This window comes from Pseudomonas sp. ZT5P21, from assembly GCF_054897785.1.
Genome location: NZ_CM142705.1, coordinates 5,525,605 through 5,540,366 on the forward strand (window position 1 = coordinate 5,525,605; position 14,762 = coordinate 5,540,366).

The following is a 14,762-nucleotide window of genomic DNA, read 5'->3' on the forward strand; positions in this document are numbered from 1 at the left end:
TGTCCTTGTAGGAAATGTTCACGTCGAGACACATTTGGACACTTTCATGAATGTGCCCGAAGGGTTAGGCTGCGCGTTCATTTCGCCAGCACCCAGACAATGCTCCAACAATTTCTGCATGACTTCGGCTACTTTGCCCTGTTTCTCGGCACGTTCTTCGAAGGCGAAACCATTCTGGTGCTCGCGGGCTTCCTCGCGTTCCGTGGATACATGGACATCAACATGGTGGTGGTCGTGGCGTTTTGCGGCAGTTATGCCGGCGACCAGCTGTGGTACTTCCTGGGACGCAAGCACGGCCGCAAGTTGCTGGCGCGCAAGCCTCGCTGGCAGATGATGGGCGACCGGGCACTGGAACACATTCGCCGACACCCGGACATCTGGGTGCTGAGCTTCCGTTTTGTCTACGGTTTGCGCACGGTGATGCCGGTGGCGATCGGCCTTTCAGGTTATCCGCCAGGACGTTATTTGTTGCTCAACGGGATTGGTGCCGCGATCTGGGCGACCGCACTGGCCGCCGCCGCCTATCACTTCGGCGCGGTGCTCGAAGGCATGATGGGTAGCATCAAGAAGTACGAGCTATGGGTGCTTGGCGCCCTTCTGGTGCTGGGGGTGGTGCTGTGGCTGCGCCGGCGTTTCAAGAATGCGCGCCTGGCGAAGCAGGTCTACGCCGACGAGCAGGCCTTGAAAGCCGAACAGGCCAAGGCCGCCGAGGTCAAGACGCCCACCGAGTGAAACGGTTTCTGCAACAGTAGAGACCGATCCCGCTGAGCAGGCTGTAACTCAGCAGGCCGACCCAGCCCGCCGCGCTGGCCGGCCACAGCCCGAGCATCGGCGCCAGCCACACCAATGGCACATTCGATGCCAGCCGCAGCAGCTCCAGCTTCAGCGCCCACGGGCGATTCTCCAGGGCCACGCCCAACGTAAACAAACCCAATGCCACAGCACTCCAACCGAGCACCAACGCGGCGGTCGGCAGATGCGGCTCGAAGTTCATCAAGTAGCTGCCCAGCGCGATGTAGACGCAGAACTGCAACACGACGTAAATCTGCTGACGCCCGTCCAGCGGTACTTCGAATTTGCGGAACTGGCTCAGGTCCGGCTTGTTCATCGGGTACTTCGCCGCCACGTCGGCCGGCCGCCAACCGGTGCGCATGAACCAGATCCGCAGCTTGTCCCACGTGCTTTCAGCCCGTCGCGCGTCATCCCAGAGCTGCGCGTAAAACTGCACGTTTGCCCACAACGGATTCCAGCTCGCCAGCGGCGTGGTCACACCAAAAATCACCGGTTCGTTGTCGTCCTCTTCCTGGAACGAGCCAAATAGACGGTCCCAAATAATGAACACCCCGCCGTAGTTGCGATCCATGTAGAGAGCGTTCTGTGCATGGTGGGCCCGATGATTGGATGGCGTGACGAAGAACCACTCGAACCAGCCAAGCTTGGGAATGTGCCGCGTATGCACCCAGAATTGATACAGCAGGTTAAGCGCCGCGACGCTGATGAACACCAGCAGCGGCACGCCGAGCACCGCCATCGGCAGGTAGAAAATCCAGCTCAGCAGAAACCCGGTACTGGTTTGGCGCAACGCCGTGGAGAGGTTGTAATCCTCGCTCTGGTGATGCACCGAATGTGCGGCCCAGAGGATGTTGCGTTCGTGGCCCATGCGATGCAGCCAGTAGTAACAAAAGTCGTAGAGGACAAAGGCGAACACCCAGACCCAAACGCTGTCAGCCGAGAGCTCCAACAGCGCCAGATGCTTGAGGGCAAACGCATAGGTCACCAGCCCCACGCCCTTGGTCAGCAGGCCGGTAGTGGTCGACAACACGCCGGTACTGATGCTGTTGATCGCGTCGGCCACCCGATAGTTGCTCACCCCGCGCCAACGGTCGGCCAGCAGTTCGACGGCAATCAGCACAAAGAAGAACGGCACCGCATACAGAATGAAGTCCATGACGCGCCCTAATCGGAATCTTGAGGACAGATGCTAGGTGTAGCCGCGAATTAACCCTATGGCAACGAGTGACAAATTAGTGGACATTTAACGCCATGAATCTGGAGAAAAACCCATGAGCAAAAAAATTGCAGTGATCCTTTCCGGCTGTGGCGTCTACGACGGCGCCGAGATCCACGAAAGTGTGATCACCCTGCTGCGCCTCGACCAGCGTGGCGCTCAGGTGCAGTGCTTTGCCCCCAACATCGCGCAGTTGCATGTGATCAACCACCTGACCGGTGAAGAGATGTCCGAGTCACGCAATGTGCTGGTGGAATCGGCGCGGATCGCTCGGGGCAACATCAAGGACATTCGCGAGGCCGACGTCGAAGACTTCGACGCACTGATCGTGCCGGGTGGTTTTGGGGCGGCGAAGAACCTGTCGAACTTCGCCATCGAAGGCGCCGGCTGCACGGTCCAGCCGGAAGTCCTGGCGTTGGCTGAGGCGTTTGCCGAAGCGGGTAAACCGGTCGGGCTGATCTGCATCTCGCCGGCGCTGGCCGCGAAGATCTATGGGCCGGGTGTCAAGTGCACCATCGGCAACGATGCCGAAACCGCAGCGGCCATGAACAAAATGGGCGCGACCCATGCGGACTGCGAGGTAACTGACATCGTTGAGGACAAGGCGCGCAAGTTGGTGAGCACCCCGGCGTACATGCTGGCGCAATCGATCAGCGAAGCCGCGTCAGGCATCAACAAACTGGTCGACCGCGTGCTCGAACTCACCCATGAAAACGACGCCTGACACGGATCACTGTAGGAGCGAGCTTGTTCGCGAAGGTCGTAAACGATGACGCGTCAAGTCTGACTCCCCGCGTCATTCTCGGGTTTCTCGCGAGCAAGCTCGCTCCTACAGTTTGCGCGTCAGCCGCGTAAGAATCCGGTCCAGCGCATTGGCAAACGCCTGCTTCTCACGCTCGCCAAACGGCGCCGGCCCGCCGCTCATTTGCCCCTGATCACGCAAGTCGGTGAACAGGTTACGCACCGCCAGCCGGTCACCCATGTTCTGCGCGTCGAACTCCTTTCCTCGGGGGTCCAGTGCTGCCACGCCCTTCTTCACCAAACGGTCAGCCAGCGGCACGTCGCTGCAAATCACCAGTTCACCCGGCACTGCGTGTTCCACCAGATAATCGTCAGCCGCATCCGGGCCACTCGGCACCACGATCAGCTTTACCAGCGCCAGCCCGGGCTTGATCTGCGGCTGCCCCGCCACCAGCACCACTTCGAACTGGCGTTTGAGGGCGAACTTCACCACCAGGTCCTTGGCCGCCCGCGGGCAGGCGTCGGCATCGATCCAGACACGCATAATTTTTTCTCCGTTAAAAGCTTCGCGGGCAAGCCCGCTCCCACAGGTTCAGCGATAACCTTGTGGGAGCGGGCTTGCCGGCGAATATGAGCGCAGCGAATGCTTTAAGAAACTTGCACCCGCCGCTTCTCCGCCATCCAGCTGCGCCCATACAACACAGTAATCGCAATGATCGCCACCGCCTGAGCACTCAGCGAATACGCATCAGCGTGGATACCCAGCCAATCGAACTCAAAGAACGGCACCGGCCGCGTGCCGAAGATACCGGCTTCCTGCAATGCCTTCACGCCATGACCGGCAAACACCACCGACAGCGCGCACAACAAGCCGGCGTTGATACTGAAGAACAACGACAGCGGCAGCTTCGCCGAGCCACGCAGGATCACCCACGCCAGACCCACCAACAGCACCAGCGCCGTGGCACCACCGGCGAGCACAGCGTTGTGACCCGCAGGCCCGGCCTGTAGCCACAGGGTCTCGTAGAACAGAATCACTTCAAACAGCTCGCGATACACCGAGAAAAACGCCAGCGTCGCAAAGCCAAAACGCCCACCGCCGCCCACCAGGCTGCTCTTGATGTAATCCTGCCAGGCCGCTGCGTGGCGACGGTCGTGCATCCACACGCCGAGCCACAAGACCATGACGGCGGCGAACAATGCTGTTGCGCCTTCGAGCAATTCACGCTGCGAACCGCTGACATCGATCACGTAGGCCGCCAGCGCCCATGTTGCCAGACCGGCCACCAGCGCCAGCCCCCAACCGACGTTGACGCTGCGCACCGCCGATTGCTGGCCGGTATTGCGCAGGAACGCGAGGATCGCCGCCAGCACCAGGATCGCTTCCAGACCTTCGCGCAGCAGAATCAGCAGACCGGAGATGTAGCTCAGTGACCAGCTCAGACCGTCACTGCCAAGCAGGCCGGCAGACTCCTTCAGCTTGGCTTTGGCGACATCCAGCCGTTTCTGAACCTCGGCCACCGGCAAACCGTCCTGCAACGACTGACGGTAAGCCATCAGGGATTTTTCAGTGTCTTTGCGCACGTTGGCGTCGACGTTATCCAGAGAGCTTTCGACCAGTTCGAAGCCTTCAAGGTAGGCCGCTACCGACAGGTCATACGCCTGATCGTGATCGCCGGCGCGATAGGCCGCGACGCTCTTGTCCAGGGTTGCAGCGGTGTAGTCGAGGAGTTGCGCGGGACCACGCTTGACCTGCGGCGGTTGCGCGCGCCGGGCGCGGAAGGTTGCTGCCGCCTGCGGGCCTTCGGCGGCCAGCACTTCGGCCGGGGTCTGACGAGCGAGGTCGGCGATGTTGTAGGTTTTCTCGGATTTTGCCGCGGCCGGATCGGCGCTGAAGCTGGCGATGTAAGTGGCCAGATCCCAACGCTGACGGTCGTCCAACTGATCGGCGAAGGCCGGCATGTCGGTGCCTTCGACCCCCAGCCCCAGCGTGCTGTAGATCGCGAAAAGGCTCAAGTGATCGAGGCGCGCGGCGTCTCGCAGATTGGCCGGCGGCGGCGTCAGACCGACACCGGCCGGGCCATCACCGGCACCAGCATCGCCATGGCAGACCGAACAATGCTGGGCGTACAACGGCGCACCGCGAGTCGGATCCGGCGTGATGATCGGCGCCTGGCTGACTTCATAGGCCACGGCCAGCTTCGCGCCGAGTTGGCGTGCCTGACGGGCGACATCCGAACCGTCCTGACGCGCAGCGATAGCGTCACGCAACGTGCTGACGCCTTGCTCCAACCCGGCTTTTTCCGGTTTCTCCGGCATCGCCGCGATCAAGCCCTGCAGCACCTTGATGAATTCCAGCTGTTCACGGTATTCAGACGCGTCGACGACCTTGCCCCCTTGCACTGTCTGCGGGTAGTCCGCGCCAACGTAATCAAGCAAATGCAGCGCTTGCGGCGCGCCTTCCACAGTGTCGGCCAGCAAATTGGAACTGCACAAGGCAAACAGTGTCAACACCAGCCAGGCCAGTAAACGGGACGGGGCAGTCATGAATGAATCTCAATTGGAAATAAGAAGTAACACATTGTTCACTTCGAATGAGTTTCACTCAAGCTTTGTTGTATGAAACGCGCTTCGCTCGCCGATTTTGCGCTTTCGCCGGATGATGGCACCCTCAAGAAAAACGCAATTAAAAAGCCATTACACTGCCACTATCCCTGTTTATAATGCCGCGCCTGCCATTGAGCGACATGGCATTGAAGCTCCTCCGTTCAGGAGGAATTGGCAGGACGACAGTCTGCGCCGATAGGTCTTAACAGCCCGACCAGCAAGCGCGGCTGCTTACACTCAGGGAAGAAGTATCTATGGCCTCCCGCGCCTTAACCTTGATCGCGCTCAGCGCTGTCACTTTGCTCTCCGGCTGTTCGGCATTCCGCAACTACGACTCGGAACTCGCACAAACCAATCAGCAGCTGGCTTCCGGCAATGTCGACGCCGCGCTGACCCTGCTGGAAAAGAACAACACCGGAGAAGACAAAGACCTGCTCTATTACTTCGAGAAGGGTGAACTGCTGCGCGCCAAGGGCGACCTGTCCGGCAGTCAGAACGCCTGGAGCAGCGCCGATGCGGTGGTCGGCAAGTGGGAAGACGCGGTCAAACTGGATACCGGCAAGTACCTCGCTCAGTTCGGCAGTTTCCTGGTGAACGACAAGGTCCGTCGCTACGAAGGCTACGACTACGAAAAAGTCATGCTGACCACGCAGATGGCTCTGAACCTGCTGGCCGTCAACGATTTCGACGGCGCACGCACCGCGATCAAGAAAACCCACGAACGTGAAGCGGTGATCGCTGACCTGCGCGATAAGGAATACCTCAAGAGCGAAGAGGAAGCCGAGAAAGAAGGCATCAAGACCGAATACAAAGACCTGCAGGGTTACCCGGTCGCCAGCCTCGATGCGCCAGAAGTCGTCGGCCTGAAAAACAGCTACCAGAGTGCGTTCAGCCATTACCTGGCCGGCTTCGCCTACGAAGCCCTGGGTGAAAAAGACCTGGCCGCGCCAGGTTATCGCAAAGCGGCCGAACTGCGCCCGAACACCCCGCTGCTGGAACAGGCGCTGAAGGACCTCGACAAGAAAAGTGCCAAGGACGAGGACAGCGATATCCTGATCGTCGTGCAAAGCGGCCTGGCACCTGCCCGGGATTCGATCCGCGTGCCCCTGCCTCTGCCTATCAGCGGCAATGTGGTGATCACCCCGCTGTCGTTCCCGATCATCAAGCCGGATACCTCCACCGCCACGCTCGCCCAGATCGGCGTGGACGGTCAGCAGCTCAACCTGACGCAACTCAACAGCATTACCGCCATGTCCCGCCGCGCGCTGCGTGACGACATGCCGGGGATCATTGTGCGCACCACCGTTCGCGCAGTGACCCGTGGCGTGGCGCAGAAGAAGATCAATGAAACCAATCCGCTCGCGGGCCTGGCGGTCGGTATCACTTCAGCCGTGCTCGAAGGTGCCGATACCCGTACGTGGCGCACCCTGCCGGACAACACCCAGGTGGTGCGCCTGCGCCTGAAGAAAGGCGAGCACCAGGTCACGCTGCCAAGTGCGGTCGGTGGTTCGGTGGTCAAGATCACCGTGGATCAACGCTATCAGGTCATCAGCCTGCGTACCGTGGGCAACCAGGTATTTGCCAGCGGCCTGGCGGCTCACGTCATCCCGAGCGCCAGCCCGACGGCCGTGGCCAGCCTCAAACAACCTTAAGAACGGAGTCTTTGCATGCGCTTCAAACTCATTGCTGTCGTCGTCCTGGCCTTGCTGGCCGGTTGCGCCACACCGCCCCCACCGGAGCCAGGCAGCGCCGCCAGCAAAGTCGTGGCCATGGGCAAGCTGAAGAACATCGTGGTAGGCGCCATGCGCGTCGCCCGGGAAAACGGTTTCATGACGGTCAATGTGCAGCTGAGCAACACCAGCTTCAACAACAAGACTTTCTACTACCGCTTTGCCTGGCTCGGCCCTGAAGGCTTCCCGATTGCCGAGGAAGAAACCTGGAAAAGCCAGATGATGTACGGCGAGCAGACCCGTTTCATTCAGGCCATCGCGCCAACCGCCAAGGCCGTGGATTTCCGCCTCGAAATCAAAACGCCTTAACACCCTATTCGTTCAGTTTTAGAGAGCATTCCCATGTTTGCACGCTTTACCTTCATCGCCGTTATCGCCCTTCTGGCCAGCGGTTGCGCCAATACTTCGCCAACCCTGGGCAGTAAAAACATCAGCTACGGCGACACCAAGGCCGTGGAAACCGTCACCAACGAGTTCGGCTCCACCGACTTGCAGATGATTGCCGAGTCCATGACCCGCTCCCTCGCCCAATCCGGCATTCTGCAAGGCCGTCCGGTGGTCCAGGTCTACGACGTGAAGAACAAGACCAGCGAGTACATCGATACCCGCGAAATCACCACCAGCATCAAGACCCAATTGATGAAGTCCGGCACCGCCCGCTTCGCCAGCGACAACACCGCGATGCAGAGCCAGGTCGATCAGCTCAAGCTGCAAAACCAGAGCGGCCTTTACAAGAAAGCCACCGTGGCCAAGACCGGCAACATGATCGCCGCCAAATACCGCCTTGAAGGTTCGATCAGCTCGATCGTCAAGCGCAGCAGCGACTACAAGGACGTCTTCTACAAATTCAGCCTGCAATTGATCGACGTTGAAAGCGGTCTGGCCGAGTGGATGGACGAGAAAGAGATCCGCAAGACCACGGAGCGTTAATCAATGCGCGCATGGATTGGCATGATGGCCCTGGCTTGCGCGTTCAGCGTGCAAGCGGCCCCGAAAGTCGCGGTGACAGACTTGGCGTATCAGGAGCGAGTGGAGCAATACATCCACATCGTTTCCGCCAAGAACAATTATCGCGAGGGTTACTACAGCGCCAGTGGTTCCTCGAGCTACAACGAAATCGAGGCCACTTACAGCTACATCGAGCAAGGTGAGTTGCGTAAATTCACCGGCGACATCAAGGGCGAGATACTGCGCACCGGAATGTTTCAGTTGGTGCAAGGCACGCCGTACACCGCCTCGTCCAAAGGTGACGTCTATGACGTGATCAAGCGGATCAAAGCGGGCAACTTCAAGGGTGCCGACTACGTACTGTTCGGTACCGTGTCGGACATTGATTTCACGCGCGACGTGACCGAGCTGGCCAACACCGACAGCCATTCGGCAGTGCTGGGCCTGACCCTGGTGGCGGACTTCAGCCTGATCAACACCCGGACTTACGAAATCACCTCGGCGTTCACGGCGATGGGCGAAGGTCAGGACACCAAACTGGTGAATGGCCGGGACATCAAGGTTTCGTTGAACCGGCCACGGGTGGTTCGTGACGTGTCCAAGGCGCTGGGCGAAGACGTGGCCGCGCAGTTGAGCCAGCAGCTGAGTGGCGCTGGTTATGAGCAGCCGGGGCAAGCTCCGCTGCGCAACAACCTGCCACGGGATACGGCGCCGGTGATTCTGCACTGACCCAAGAGTTTGCTCTAACCCTATGGTGAACTGCTGTTGTGGTGAGGGGATTTATCCCCGTTGGACTGCGTAGCAGTCCCATCTTCTGGGGCCGTTTCGCGACCCAACGGGGATAAATCCCCTCGCCACAAAGGCCCTCTCCACGAGGGCATCCGCATCACAAATGAAAAATGGCGACCTCGTGAGGTCGCCTTTTTTGTGCCTGACCGGTTTACACCGCAGCTTTACGCAACGTCGCCATGAACGCCGCGGCGCCAATGAACAATCCGGCAAAGGTTCGGTTCATGCGTTTTTGCTGCTTGGGCGTGCGCAACAAACGCAGCACCTTGGACGCCAACCCGGTGTAACCGGCCATGACAATCAGATCAACGCAGACCATGGTCACGCCGATGATCAGGTACTGAGCCAGCAGCGGCGCATGGGGGTCGATGAATTGCGGCAATACCGCGAGCATGAACACCAGCGCCTTGGGGTTGCTGATATTGACCAGGAAACCGCGGAACACCAGGGCCATCGGCTTGCCGATCTGACGTACGGCCGCGTCGTCGCTCATGTCGCTTGGCAACGCACGCCATTGCCTGATCGCGAGGTAAACCAGATACGCCACGCCGAACCATTTGATCGCATAAAAAGCGGTGGCCGACGCCGTGAGGATCGCGCCAACACCGGCACCGACAATCGCGATCTGCACTGCCAGGCCCAGTTGCAGGCCCAGGGCATTCCAGTAACCGCGCCAGAAACCGTATTGCAGACCGCTGGACATCGACGCAATGGCGCCGGCACCGGGAGACAGGCTGATCACCCAGCAGGCGGCAAAAAACGCCAGCCATGTTTGAAGCTCCATCGCACACCTCGATTCAGACTCGTGTCAGACGTCTAAGCTAATGCGGCTTGGGGGCGATGACCATCGATTTTTTTGCAGGATGTTGGGGCTGCCGACAAGTGTTTACGGCTTGAGGGCTCATCGTCTGAAAGTCCGCTATCGCGAGCAAGCTCGCTCCCACAGGGATCTGGGCTGATCACAAATCTGCAATCCAACCCAAAAACCTGTGGGAGCGAGCTTGCTCGCGATAGCGGACTTTCAGGCAATAGAAGGTTTACTTTTCAAACCCGCCGGACGGGAACATATCCGTGCCGCGCCAGCGTCGAACCGACCGCTGGAAGAACAGGCTGTTAGGCACCTGCACCATGGCGCTGCCCGTACCCAACTCTTCAGCTTCAACCAACGTGGTGTAAAGCAGATTGATCGCCACCACCCGGCCTTTGACGCCAGGCTTGTCAGTGGTATCCACCAACTCGACGACGTCGCCAATGCGGAACGGGCCGACGGTAAAGATCAGAATTGCGCAGAGCAGATTGGAGAGCACGCTCCACATGGCGAAAAACGCCACCGCGGCCACCGCAACGAAACCGGACAACGCCGTCCAGAGCACCGTGGCCGAAACGCCCAGGCGTTCCAGCACGAAAATCAGCGCACTGCCCATGATCAGCCAGCGCAGACCGCCACGCAGCGGCATCAGCAGTTGTGGTGGAAACGGGTAGCGCTCGCCCAGGCGAGTCAGGCATCTGGCAACGAAGCGTTGTGTGAAATAACCCGCCAGCAAGATCAGCAGGATTTGCACGACGAGCCAGATGGGTTCCACCCACACAGGTGACAGCGACAACTTGAACGCCTCCATCAGGACAGCGCCTCCAGCTCCGCCTGCATGCTTTCAAGCAATTCCAGTGCTTCCATCCAGGCTTCTTCCAGCTCGGCTTCACGCACCTTCAGCCTGGCCTGTTCGGCCAGCAGATCACGCAGATCGTTCTTGCGCGCCGGTTCGTAAATGTCGCTGTCACCAAGGCTGGTATCGATTTTCGCCAGTTTCTCATGCAGCTTGCCCAGCTCGGCTTCGAGCTTGTCGGCCTCGCGCTTGTGCGGCGCCAGTTGCTGACGCAACGCGGCGGCGGCCTGCCGCTGGGCCTTTTTGTCGGTCTTGTCCGGATTGACCGGCGTATTGCTGACCGGGGCATTGCGCTGACGATAGTCGACCAGCCAACGGGCGTAGTCTTCCAGGTCACCGTCAAACTCCTCGACCTTGCCGTCCGCCACCAGATAGAAATTGTCAGTGGTGCTTTTGAGCAAATGGCGATCGTGAGAGACCACCAGCACCGCACCACTGAACTCCTGCAGGGCCATGGTCAGCGCCAGGCGCATTTCCAGGTCGAGGTGGTTGGTCGGTTCGTCGAGCAGCAGCAGGTTCGGCCGCTCCCAGGCGATCAACGCCAGGGCCAGGCGAGCCTTCTCACCGCCAGAGAAATTCAGCACTGGCTCATCGATGCGAGCGCCGCGGAAGTCGAAGCCGCCGAGGAAGTCGCGCAGGGTCTGTTCGCGCTCGGTCGGCGCCAGGCGCTGCAAGTGCAGCAACGGGCTGGCCTTCGAGTCCAGGGAATCCAGCTGATGCTGGGCGAAGTAACCGACGACGGTGTTTTCACCACGGGTCAGTCGACCGGCCAGCGGTGAAAGTTCACCGGCGAGGTTTTTGATCAGGGTCGATTTGCCGGCACCGTTGGGGCCGAGCAAACCGATGCGCGCGCCGGGCGTCAGTTGCAGCTTGACCTTCTCCAGCACGGTTTTGTCGCCGTAGCCCAAACGGGCATCCGACAGGTCGATTAACGGGCTGGAAATCTTCGTCGATTCGCGGAAGACGAAGTCGAACGGCGAATCGACGTGTGCTGCGGACAACTCTTCCATCCGCTCCAGCGCCTTGATCCGGCTCTGGGCCTGACGGGCCTTGGTGGCCTGGGCCTTGAAGCGGGCGATGTAGCTCTCCATGTGCGCACGTTGCACCTGCTGCTTCTCGTAGGCTTGCTGTTGCTGGGCCAGACGTTCGGCACGGGCGCGTTCGAAAGCGCTGTAACCACCGCGATACAGGGTGATCTTGCGTTGATCGACGTGGGCCACGTGATCGACTACGGCATCGAGGAAATCCCGGTCGTGGGAAATCAGCAGCAAGGTGCCGGGGTAACTTTTGAGCCACTCTTCGAGCCAGATGATGGCGTCGAGGTCCAAGTGGTTGGTCGGTTCGTCGAGCAGCAACAGGTCCGATGGACACATCAACGCCTGGGCCAGGTTCAGACGCATCCGCCAGCCGCCGGAGAAATCGCCTACCTGGCGATCCATCTGCTCGTTGGTGAACCCGAGGCCGGCCAACAACTTGCGGGCGCGGGCATCGGCGGTGTAACCGTCGGCGCTGTCGAGCTCCGAGTGCAGGCGGGCCTGAGCGGCGCCGTCATGGGCCGCTTCGGCGGCGGCGAGGTCGCGTTGCACCTCACGCAGGCGCAGGTCGCCATCGAGCACGTAGTCGACCGCCAAGCGTTCGAGCGTCTCGATTTCCTGACGCATGTGAGCGATGCGCCAGTCGGCCGGCAGGAAGCAGTCACCCGAGTCCGGGTGCAGCTCGCCCCGGATCAAGGCGAACAGGCTCGATTTGCCGGCGCCGTTGGCACCGATGAGGCCGGCTTTGTGGCCGGCGTGCAGGGTCAGCTCGGCGTCTTCTAGCAGACGTTGCGGGCCACGCTGTAAAGTCAGGTTCTGAAGTCGAATCATAATGGCGGCGGAGTCTACCAGCTTCGCTCGCAACTGGCGCGAGTAGCACTATGTCCTCTGACCTGTGGAGCTTTTCCGTAATCACTTACTCCCGTCGCGGCGTTGAACGCGCGTGCCTGCACTTGCAGTCGACGGGTGTAAACGTGTGCCTGCTGCTGTGCGGGCTGTGGCTGGCAGAACGTGGCGTTACCTGCAACGAACAACGTTTGCAGCAGCTTCGCGATGTAGCCGGACCTTGGGACGCGGATGTCGTGCAACCGTTGCGCGCCTTGCGCCTGCAATGGAAAGCCGCCGCTAGCGAGGATGCCGATCTGAATAGTTTGCGCGAACACGTGAAGACACTGGAAATGGAAGCCGAACGGCATCTGTTAATGCGACTGGAGCGATCGGCACAGAGCTGGCCGCAAGATGAAACAACCGATTTAACGGCCTGGCTGGAGGGCGTGGCGGCCGGTGCCGCCCACCTGGACCGCGACGCGCTGCATCAGCTGCGCGTCGCGGCAACCGGCACTTAGGAAGCGCTGGTTGGGGTGGAGCTGGAGCTCGACGGTGCAATCGGCGTTGGCGCCGTGGTGGCTGTCGAGGTGGAGGCTGCTGGTGCAGGAGCGGCCGAAGCGGATGGCGCTGGCGTCGCTGGCTTGGCAACAGCGGCCGGTTTTTTCACGGCTGGTTTTGCGGCTGGCCTGGCGGCTGGTTTTGCAGCCGGTTTGGCAGCAGCAGGTTTGGTTGCAGCGGTTTTGGCGGCGGCTGGCCTGGCAGCGGTTTTTGCCGCAACCGGTTTTGCCGCAGGCTTGGCAGCAGTTTTCGCAGCGGCGGTTTTAGCTGCTGGTTTTGCGGCCGGTTTGGCAGTTGCAGTTTTCGCCGCAGCCGGTTTGGCAGCAGCAGTTCTTGCAGCCGGTTTAGCGGCCGCAGTTTTGGCAGCGGCTGGCTTGGCGGCAGGTTTGGCAGCTGCAGTTTTCGCAGCCGGTTTTGCAGCGCTGGCAGCGACTGGTTTTTTCACCGCCGGTTTTGCTGCTGGCTTGGCTGCAGCTTTCACCGGAGCCTTGGCGGCAGGTTTGGCAGCGGCTTTCCTGGCAGGGGCCGCAGCAGGCTTGGCCGAACGCAGGGACAACGCCTTGCCGACAGCCTCTTGTACACGACCGACGCCCTGGGCCAGTTTCAGGCTTTCTTGAGCATCGCGCTTGAGTTGCAGAATGTAGGAGCGGGTCTCGGACTGACGATCCTTGAGGGCATCGAGCACGTCTTCGAGTTGCTTCACTCCATCCTTCGCCTTGGCTTGTGCCTTGGCTTTGCCGGCCGCCGCAGCGTCCTGCAATTTGGTGCGGGATTTATGCAATTTCTCCTGCGCTTTTCCGCGCTGCTTTTCCAGTTTGGCGAGCAGTTTTTCAGCATCAGCCAAGGCTTGGGAACAAGCGGTTTCCAAATGCTCGAGCAGGCTGCCCGAGAGTTGTTGGAGTAAGTGCAACGGGGTATTTACAGGCTTCTTGGTGGCCGACATGGTTTACCTCCTGGCTGACGTGGGTGCGGCTCATAGTAGCCCTCTGCTGATACCGCCGCTAGGGCATGTTGACAGTATCGAAAGCGCTGCGTTGCAACGGATCGAAAATCTTCCGGGCTTGCGCAAAACAAGTTCACTGTCGTACGCGTTCACACTGGCATAATCTGCGGCATCTCAGGTCGGAGAGTGCCGATGTCGCGCTACCTTTTTTTATTGCTGTGCGTGTTTTTTTCCGTGGCCCAGGCCGCCGAAAAAACCAACGAAAATGAAGCTCACGATCTCGCGTACAGCTTGGGCGCAAGCCTCGGTGAACGTTTGCGTCAGGAGGTTCCCGGCCTGCAACTTCAGGCACTGGTCGAAGGTTTGCAGCAAGCCTATCGAGGCAAACCCCTCGCTCTGAAAGATGAACAGATCGAACAGATTCTCACCGAGCATGAAGCACAGGTTGCCTTGCAACAGAGCACGCCGCAGAGCGAAATCGCCCTCGAAAAAGAGCAACGTTTTCTCGCGCAAGAAAAAGCCAAACCCGGTGTTCGTGAATTGGCCGATGGTGTATTGCTGACGGAGCTGGCGCCGGGTACCGGTGCGAAAGCCGGCCCGAATGGCAAAGTCCAGGTCCTGTACATCGGTCGCCTCCCTGACGGCACCGTGTTCGATCAGAACAGCCAGCCGCAGTGGTTCAGTCTCGACAGTGTGATCAGCGGGTGGCGCAGCGCCCTGCAAAACATGCCGGTCGGTGCGAAATGGCGACTGGTTATTCCATCGGCCCAAGCCTACGGCGCCGACGGTGCCGGCGACTTGATCGAGCCGTTCACGCCGCTGGTATTCGAAGTCGAATTGCGCGGCGTCACCGGCTGAACAGCACAAACGAAAAACGGCGCGCATAGCGCACCGTTTTTTTGAGGGTGTTGC

Annotated in this window: 15 protein-coding genes; 8 read left to right on the forward strand and 7 right to left on the reverse strand. The window is 60.1% G+C overall.

All coding sequences use genetic code 11. The features are described from left to right. Positions 1 to 99 precede the first annotated feature (99 nt). Positions 100 to 732, forward strand: coding sequence for a DedA family protein (locus ACYZT9_RS25720; RefSeq protein WP_462007965.1), 633 nt, complete (start codon positions 100 to 102; stop codon positions 730 to 732). Here ACYZT9_RS25720 and ACYZT9_RS25725 read toward each other — a convergent pair. Next, a complete protein-coding gene (locus ACYZT9_RS25725; RefSeq protein WP_462007966.1) occupies positions 713 to 1,948 on the reverse strand; it encodes a sterol desaturase family protein in 1,236 nt (411 codons plus the stop codon). The two genes, ACYZT9_RS25720 and ACYZT9_RS25725, sit on opposite strands and share 20 nt — an antisense overlap. A gap of 115 nt (positions 1,949 to 2,063) precedes the next feature. On the opposite strand from ACYZT9_RS25725, the gene elbB reads away from it, so the two are divergent. After that, on the forward strand, positions 2,064 to 2,732 hold the full coding sequence (gene elbB / locus ACYZT9_RS25730) for an isoprenoid biosynthesis glyoxalase ElbB (protein ID WP_462007967.1): 669 nt from the start codon (positions 2,064 to 2,066) through the stop codon (positions 2,730 to 2,732). A 105-nt stretch (positions 2,733 to 2,837) separates the two neighbouring features. On the opposite strand, the gene ACYZT9_RS25735 is transcribed toward elbB, so the two are convergent. Beyond that, the gene (locus tag ACYZT9_RS25735; protein ID WP_462007968.1) at positions 2,838 to 3,293 is read right to left on the reverse strand and encodes a YaiI/YqxD family protein; all 456 of its coding nucleotides are present in this window, start codon (positions 3,291 to 3,293) and stop codon (positions 2,838 to 2,840) included. Positions 3,294 to 3,397: 104 nt separating this feature from the next. After that, positions 3,398 to 5,296 carry an FTR1 family protein gene (locus ACYZT9_RS25740; RefSeq protein WP_462007969.1) on the reverse strand — a complete coding sequence of 633 codons (1,899 nt, stop codon included), beginning with the start codon at positions 5,294 to 5,296 and terminating at the stop codon, positions 3,398 to 3,400. A 314-nt stretch (positions 5,297 to 5,610) separates the two neighbouring features. On the opposite strand from ACYZT9_RS25740, the gene ACYZT9_RS25745 reads away from it, so the two are divergent. From ACYZT9_RS25745 to ACYZT9_RS25760, 4 genes are read left to right on the forward strand one after another with little or no spacing between them, the layout of a single operon-like run. After that, complete coding sequence (locus ACYZT9_RS25745; protein WP_462007970.1) at positions 5,611 to 7,008, forward strand: COG3014 family protein; 1,398 nt, start codon at positions 5,611 to 5,613, stop codon at positions 7,006 to 7,008. Between the two features lie 15 nt (positions 7,009 to 7,023). Further along, positions 7,024 to 7,395, forward strand: coding sequence for a YcfL family protein (locus tag ACYZT9_RS25750; RefSeq protein WP_462007971.1), 372 nt, complete (start codon positions 7,024 to 7,026; stop codon positions 7,393 to 7,395). 33 nt (positions 7,396 to 7,428) lie between these two features. After that, positions 7,429 to 8,016 (forward strand): penicillin-binding protein activator LpoB, encoded by a 588-nt coding sequence (gene lpoB, locus ACYZT9_RS25755; protein WP_462007972.1) that lies wholly within the window; start codon positions 7,429 to 7,431, stop codon positions 8,014 to 8,016. A 3-nt stretch (positions 8,017 to 8,019) separates the two neighbouring features. After that, positions 8,020 to 8,763 (forward strand): penicillin-binding protein activator LpoB, encoded by a 744-nt coding sequence (locus ACYZT9_RS25760; RefSeq protein WP_462007973.1) that lies wholly within the window; start codon positions 8,020 to 8,022, stop codon positions 8,761 to 8,763. A gap of 211 nt (positions 8,764 to 8,974) precedes the next feature. On the opposite strand, the gene rhtB is transcribed toward ACYZT9_RS25760, so the two are convergent. The 3 genes from rhtB to ACYZT9_RS25775 form a co-directional block, all read right to left on the reverse strand. Then, positions 8,975 to 9,607 carry a homoserine/homoserine lactone efflux protein gene (rhtB, locus tag ACYZT9_RS25765; RefSeq protein ID WP_462007974.1) on the reverse strand — a complete coding sequence of 211 codons (633 nt, stop codon included), beginning with the start codon at positions 9,605 to 9,607 and terminating at the stop codon, positions 8,975 to 8,977. A 253-nt stretch (positions 9,608 to 9,860) separates the two neighbouring features. Further along, on the reverse strand, positions 9,861 to 10,442 hold the full coding sequence (locus ACYZT9_RS25770) for a mechanosensitive ion channel domain-containing protein (RefSeq protein ID WP_462007975.1): 582 nt from the start codon (positions 10,440 to 10,442) through the stop codon (positions 9,861 to 9,863). Continuing rightward, a complete protein-coding gene (locus ACYZT9_RS25775) occupies positions 10,442 to 12,352 on the reverse strand; it encodes an ATP-binding cassette domain-containing protein (RefSeq protein WP_462007976.1) in 1,911 nt (636 codons plus the stop codon). The genes ACYZT9_RS25770 and ACYZT9_RS25775 overlap by 1 nt, the downstream gene beginning before the upstream one ends. A 50-nt stretch (positions 12,353 to 12,402) precedes the next feature. Between ACYZT9_RS25775 and ACYZT9_RS25780 the strand changes: the two genes are divergently transcribed. Beyond that, positions 12,403 to 12,867, forward strand: a complete 465-nt coding sequence (locus tag ACYZT9_RS25780) for a TIGR02444 family protein (protein WP_462007977.1) — start codon at positions 12,403 to 12,405, stop codon at positions 12,865 to 12,867. Here ACYZT9_RS25780 and ACYZT9_RS25785 read toward each other — a convergent pair. Next, positions 12,864 to 13,850, reverse strand: coding sequence for an AlgP family protein (locus ACYZT9_RS25785; protein ID WP_462007978.1), 987 nt, complete (start codon positions 13,848 to 13,850; stop codon positions 12,864 to 12,866). The two genes, ACYZT9_RS25780 and ACYZT9_RS25785, sit on opposite strands and share 4 nt — an antisense overlap. Before the next feature lie 192 nt (positions 13,851 to 14,042). On the opposite strand from ACYZT9_RS25785, the gene ACYZT9_RS25790 reads away from it, so the two are divergent. Then, positions 14,043 to 14,708, forward strand: a complete 666-nt coding sequence (locus ACYZT9_RS25790) for an FKBP-type peptidyl-prolyl cis-trans isomerase (protein WP_462007979.1) — start codon at positions 14,043 to 14,045, stop codon at positions 14,706 to 14,708. Positions 14,709 to 14,762 lie beyond the last annotated feature (54 nt).

Coding starts and splice junctions, on each gene's coding strand:
- ACYZT9_RS25720 (WP_462007965.1), top strand. CDS start 100: ATGCTCCAACAATTTCTGCATGACTTCGGCTACTTTGCCCTGTTTCTC.
- ACYZT9_RS25725 (WP_462007966.1), bottom strand. CDS start 1,948: ATGGACTTCATTCTGTATGCGGTGCCGTTCTTCTTTGTGCTGATTGCC.
- elbB (WP_462007967.1), top strand. CDS start 2,064: ATGAGCAAAAAAATTGCAGTGATCCTTTCCGGCTGTGGCGTCTACGAC.
- ACYZT9_RS25735 (WP_462007968.1), bottom strand. CDS start 3,293: ATGCGTGTCTGGATCGATGCCGACGCCTGCCCGCGGGCGGCCAAGGAC.
- ACYZT9_RS25740 (WP_462007969.1), bottom strand. CDS start 5,296: ATGACTGCCCCGTCCCGTTTACTGGCCTGGCTGGTGTTGACACTGTTT.
- ACYZT9_RS25745 (WP_462007970.1), top strand. CDS start 5,611: ATGGCCTCCCGCGCCTTAACCTTGATCGCGCTCAGCGCTGTCACTTTG.
- ACYZT9_RS25750 (WP_462007971.1), top strand. CDS start 7,024: ATGCGCTTCAAACTCATTGCTGTCGTCGTCCTGGCCTTGCTGGCCGGT.
- lpoB (WP_462007972.1), top strand. CDS start 7,429: ATGTTTGCACGCTTTACCTTCATCGCCGTTATCGCCCTTCTGGCCAGC.
- ACYZT9_RS25760 (WP_462007973.1), top strand. CDS start 8,020: ATGCGCGCATGGATTGGCATGATGGCCCTGGCTTGCGCGTTCAGCGTG.
- rhtB (WP_462007974.1), bottom strand. CDS start 9,607: ATGGAGCTTCAAACATGGCTGGCGTTTTTTGCCGCCTGCTGGGTGATC.
- ACYZT9_RS25770 (WP_462007975.1), bottom strand. CDS start 10,442: ATGGAGGCGTTCAAGTTGTCGCTGTCACCTGTGTGGGTGGAACCCATC.
- ACYZT9_RS25775 (WP_462007976.1), bottom strand. CDS start 12,352: ATGATTCGACTTCAGAACCTGACTTTACAGCGTGGCCCGCAACGTCTG.
- ACYZT9_RS25780 (WP_462007977.1), top strand. CDS start 12,403: ATGTCCTCTGACCTGTGGAGCTTTTCCGTAATCACTTACTCCCGTCGC.
- ACYZT9_RS25785 (WP_462007978.1), bottom strand. CDS start 13,850: ATGTCGGCCACCAAGAAGCCTGTAAATACCCCGTTGCACTTACTCCAA.
- ACYZT9_RS25790 (WP_462007979.1), top strand. CDS start 14,043: ATGTCGCGCTACCTTTTTTTATTGCTGTGCGTGTTTTTTTCCGTGGCC.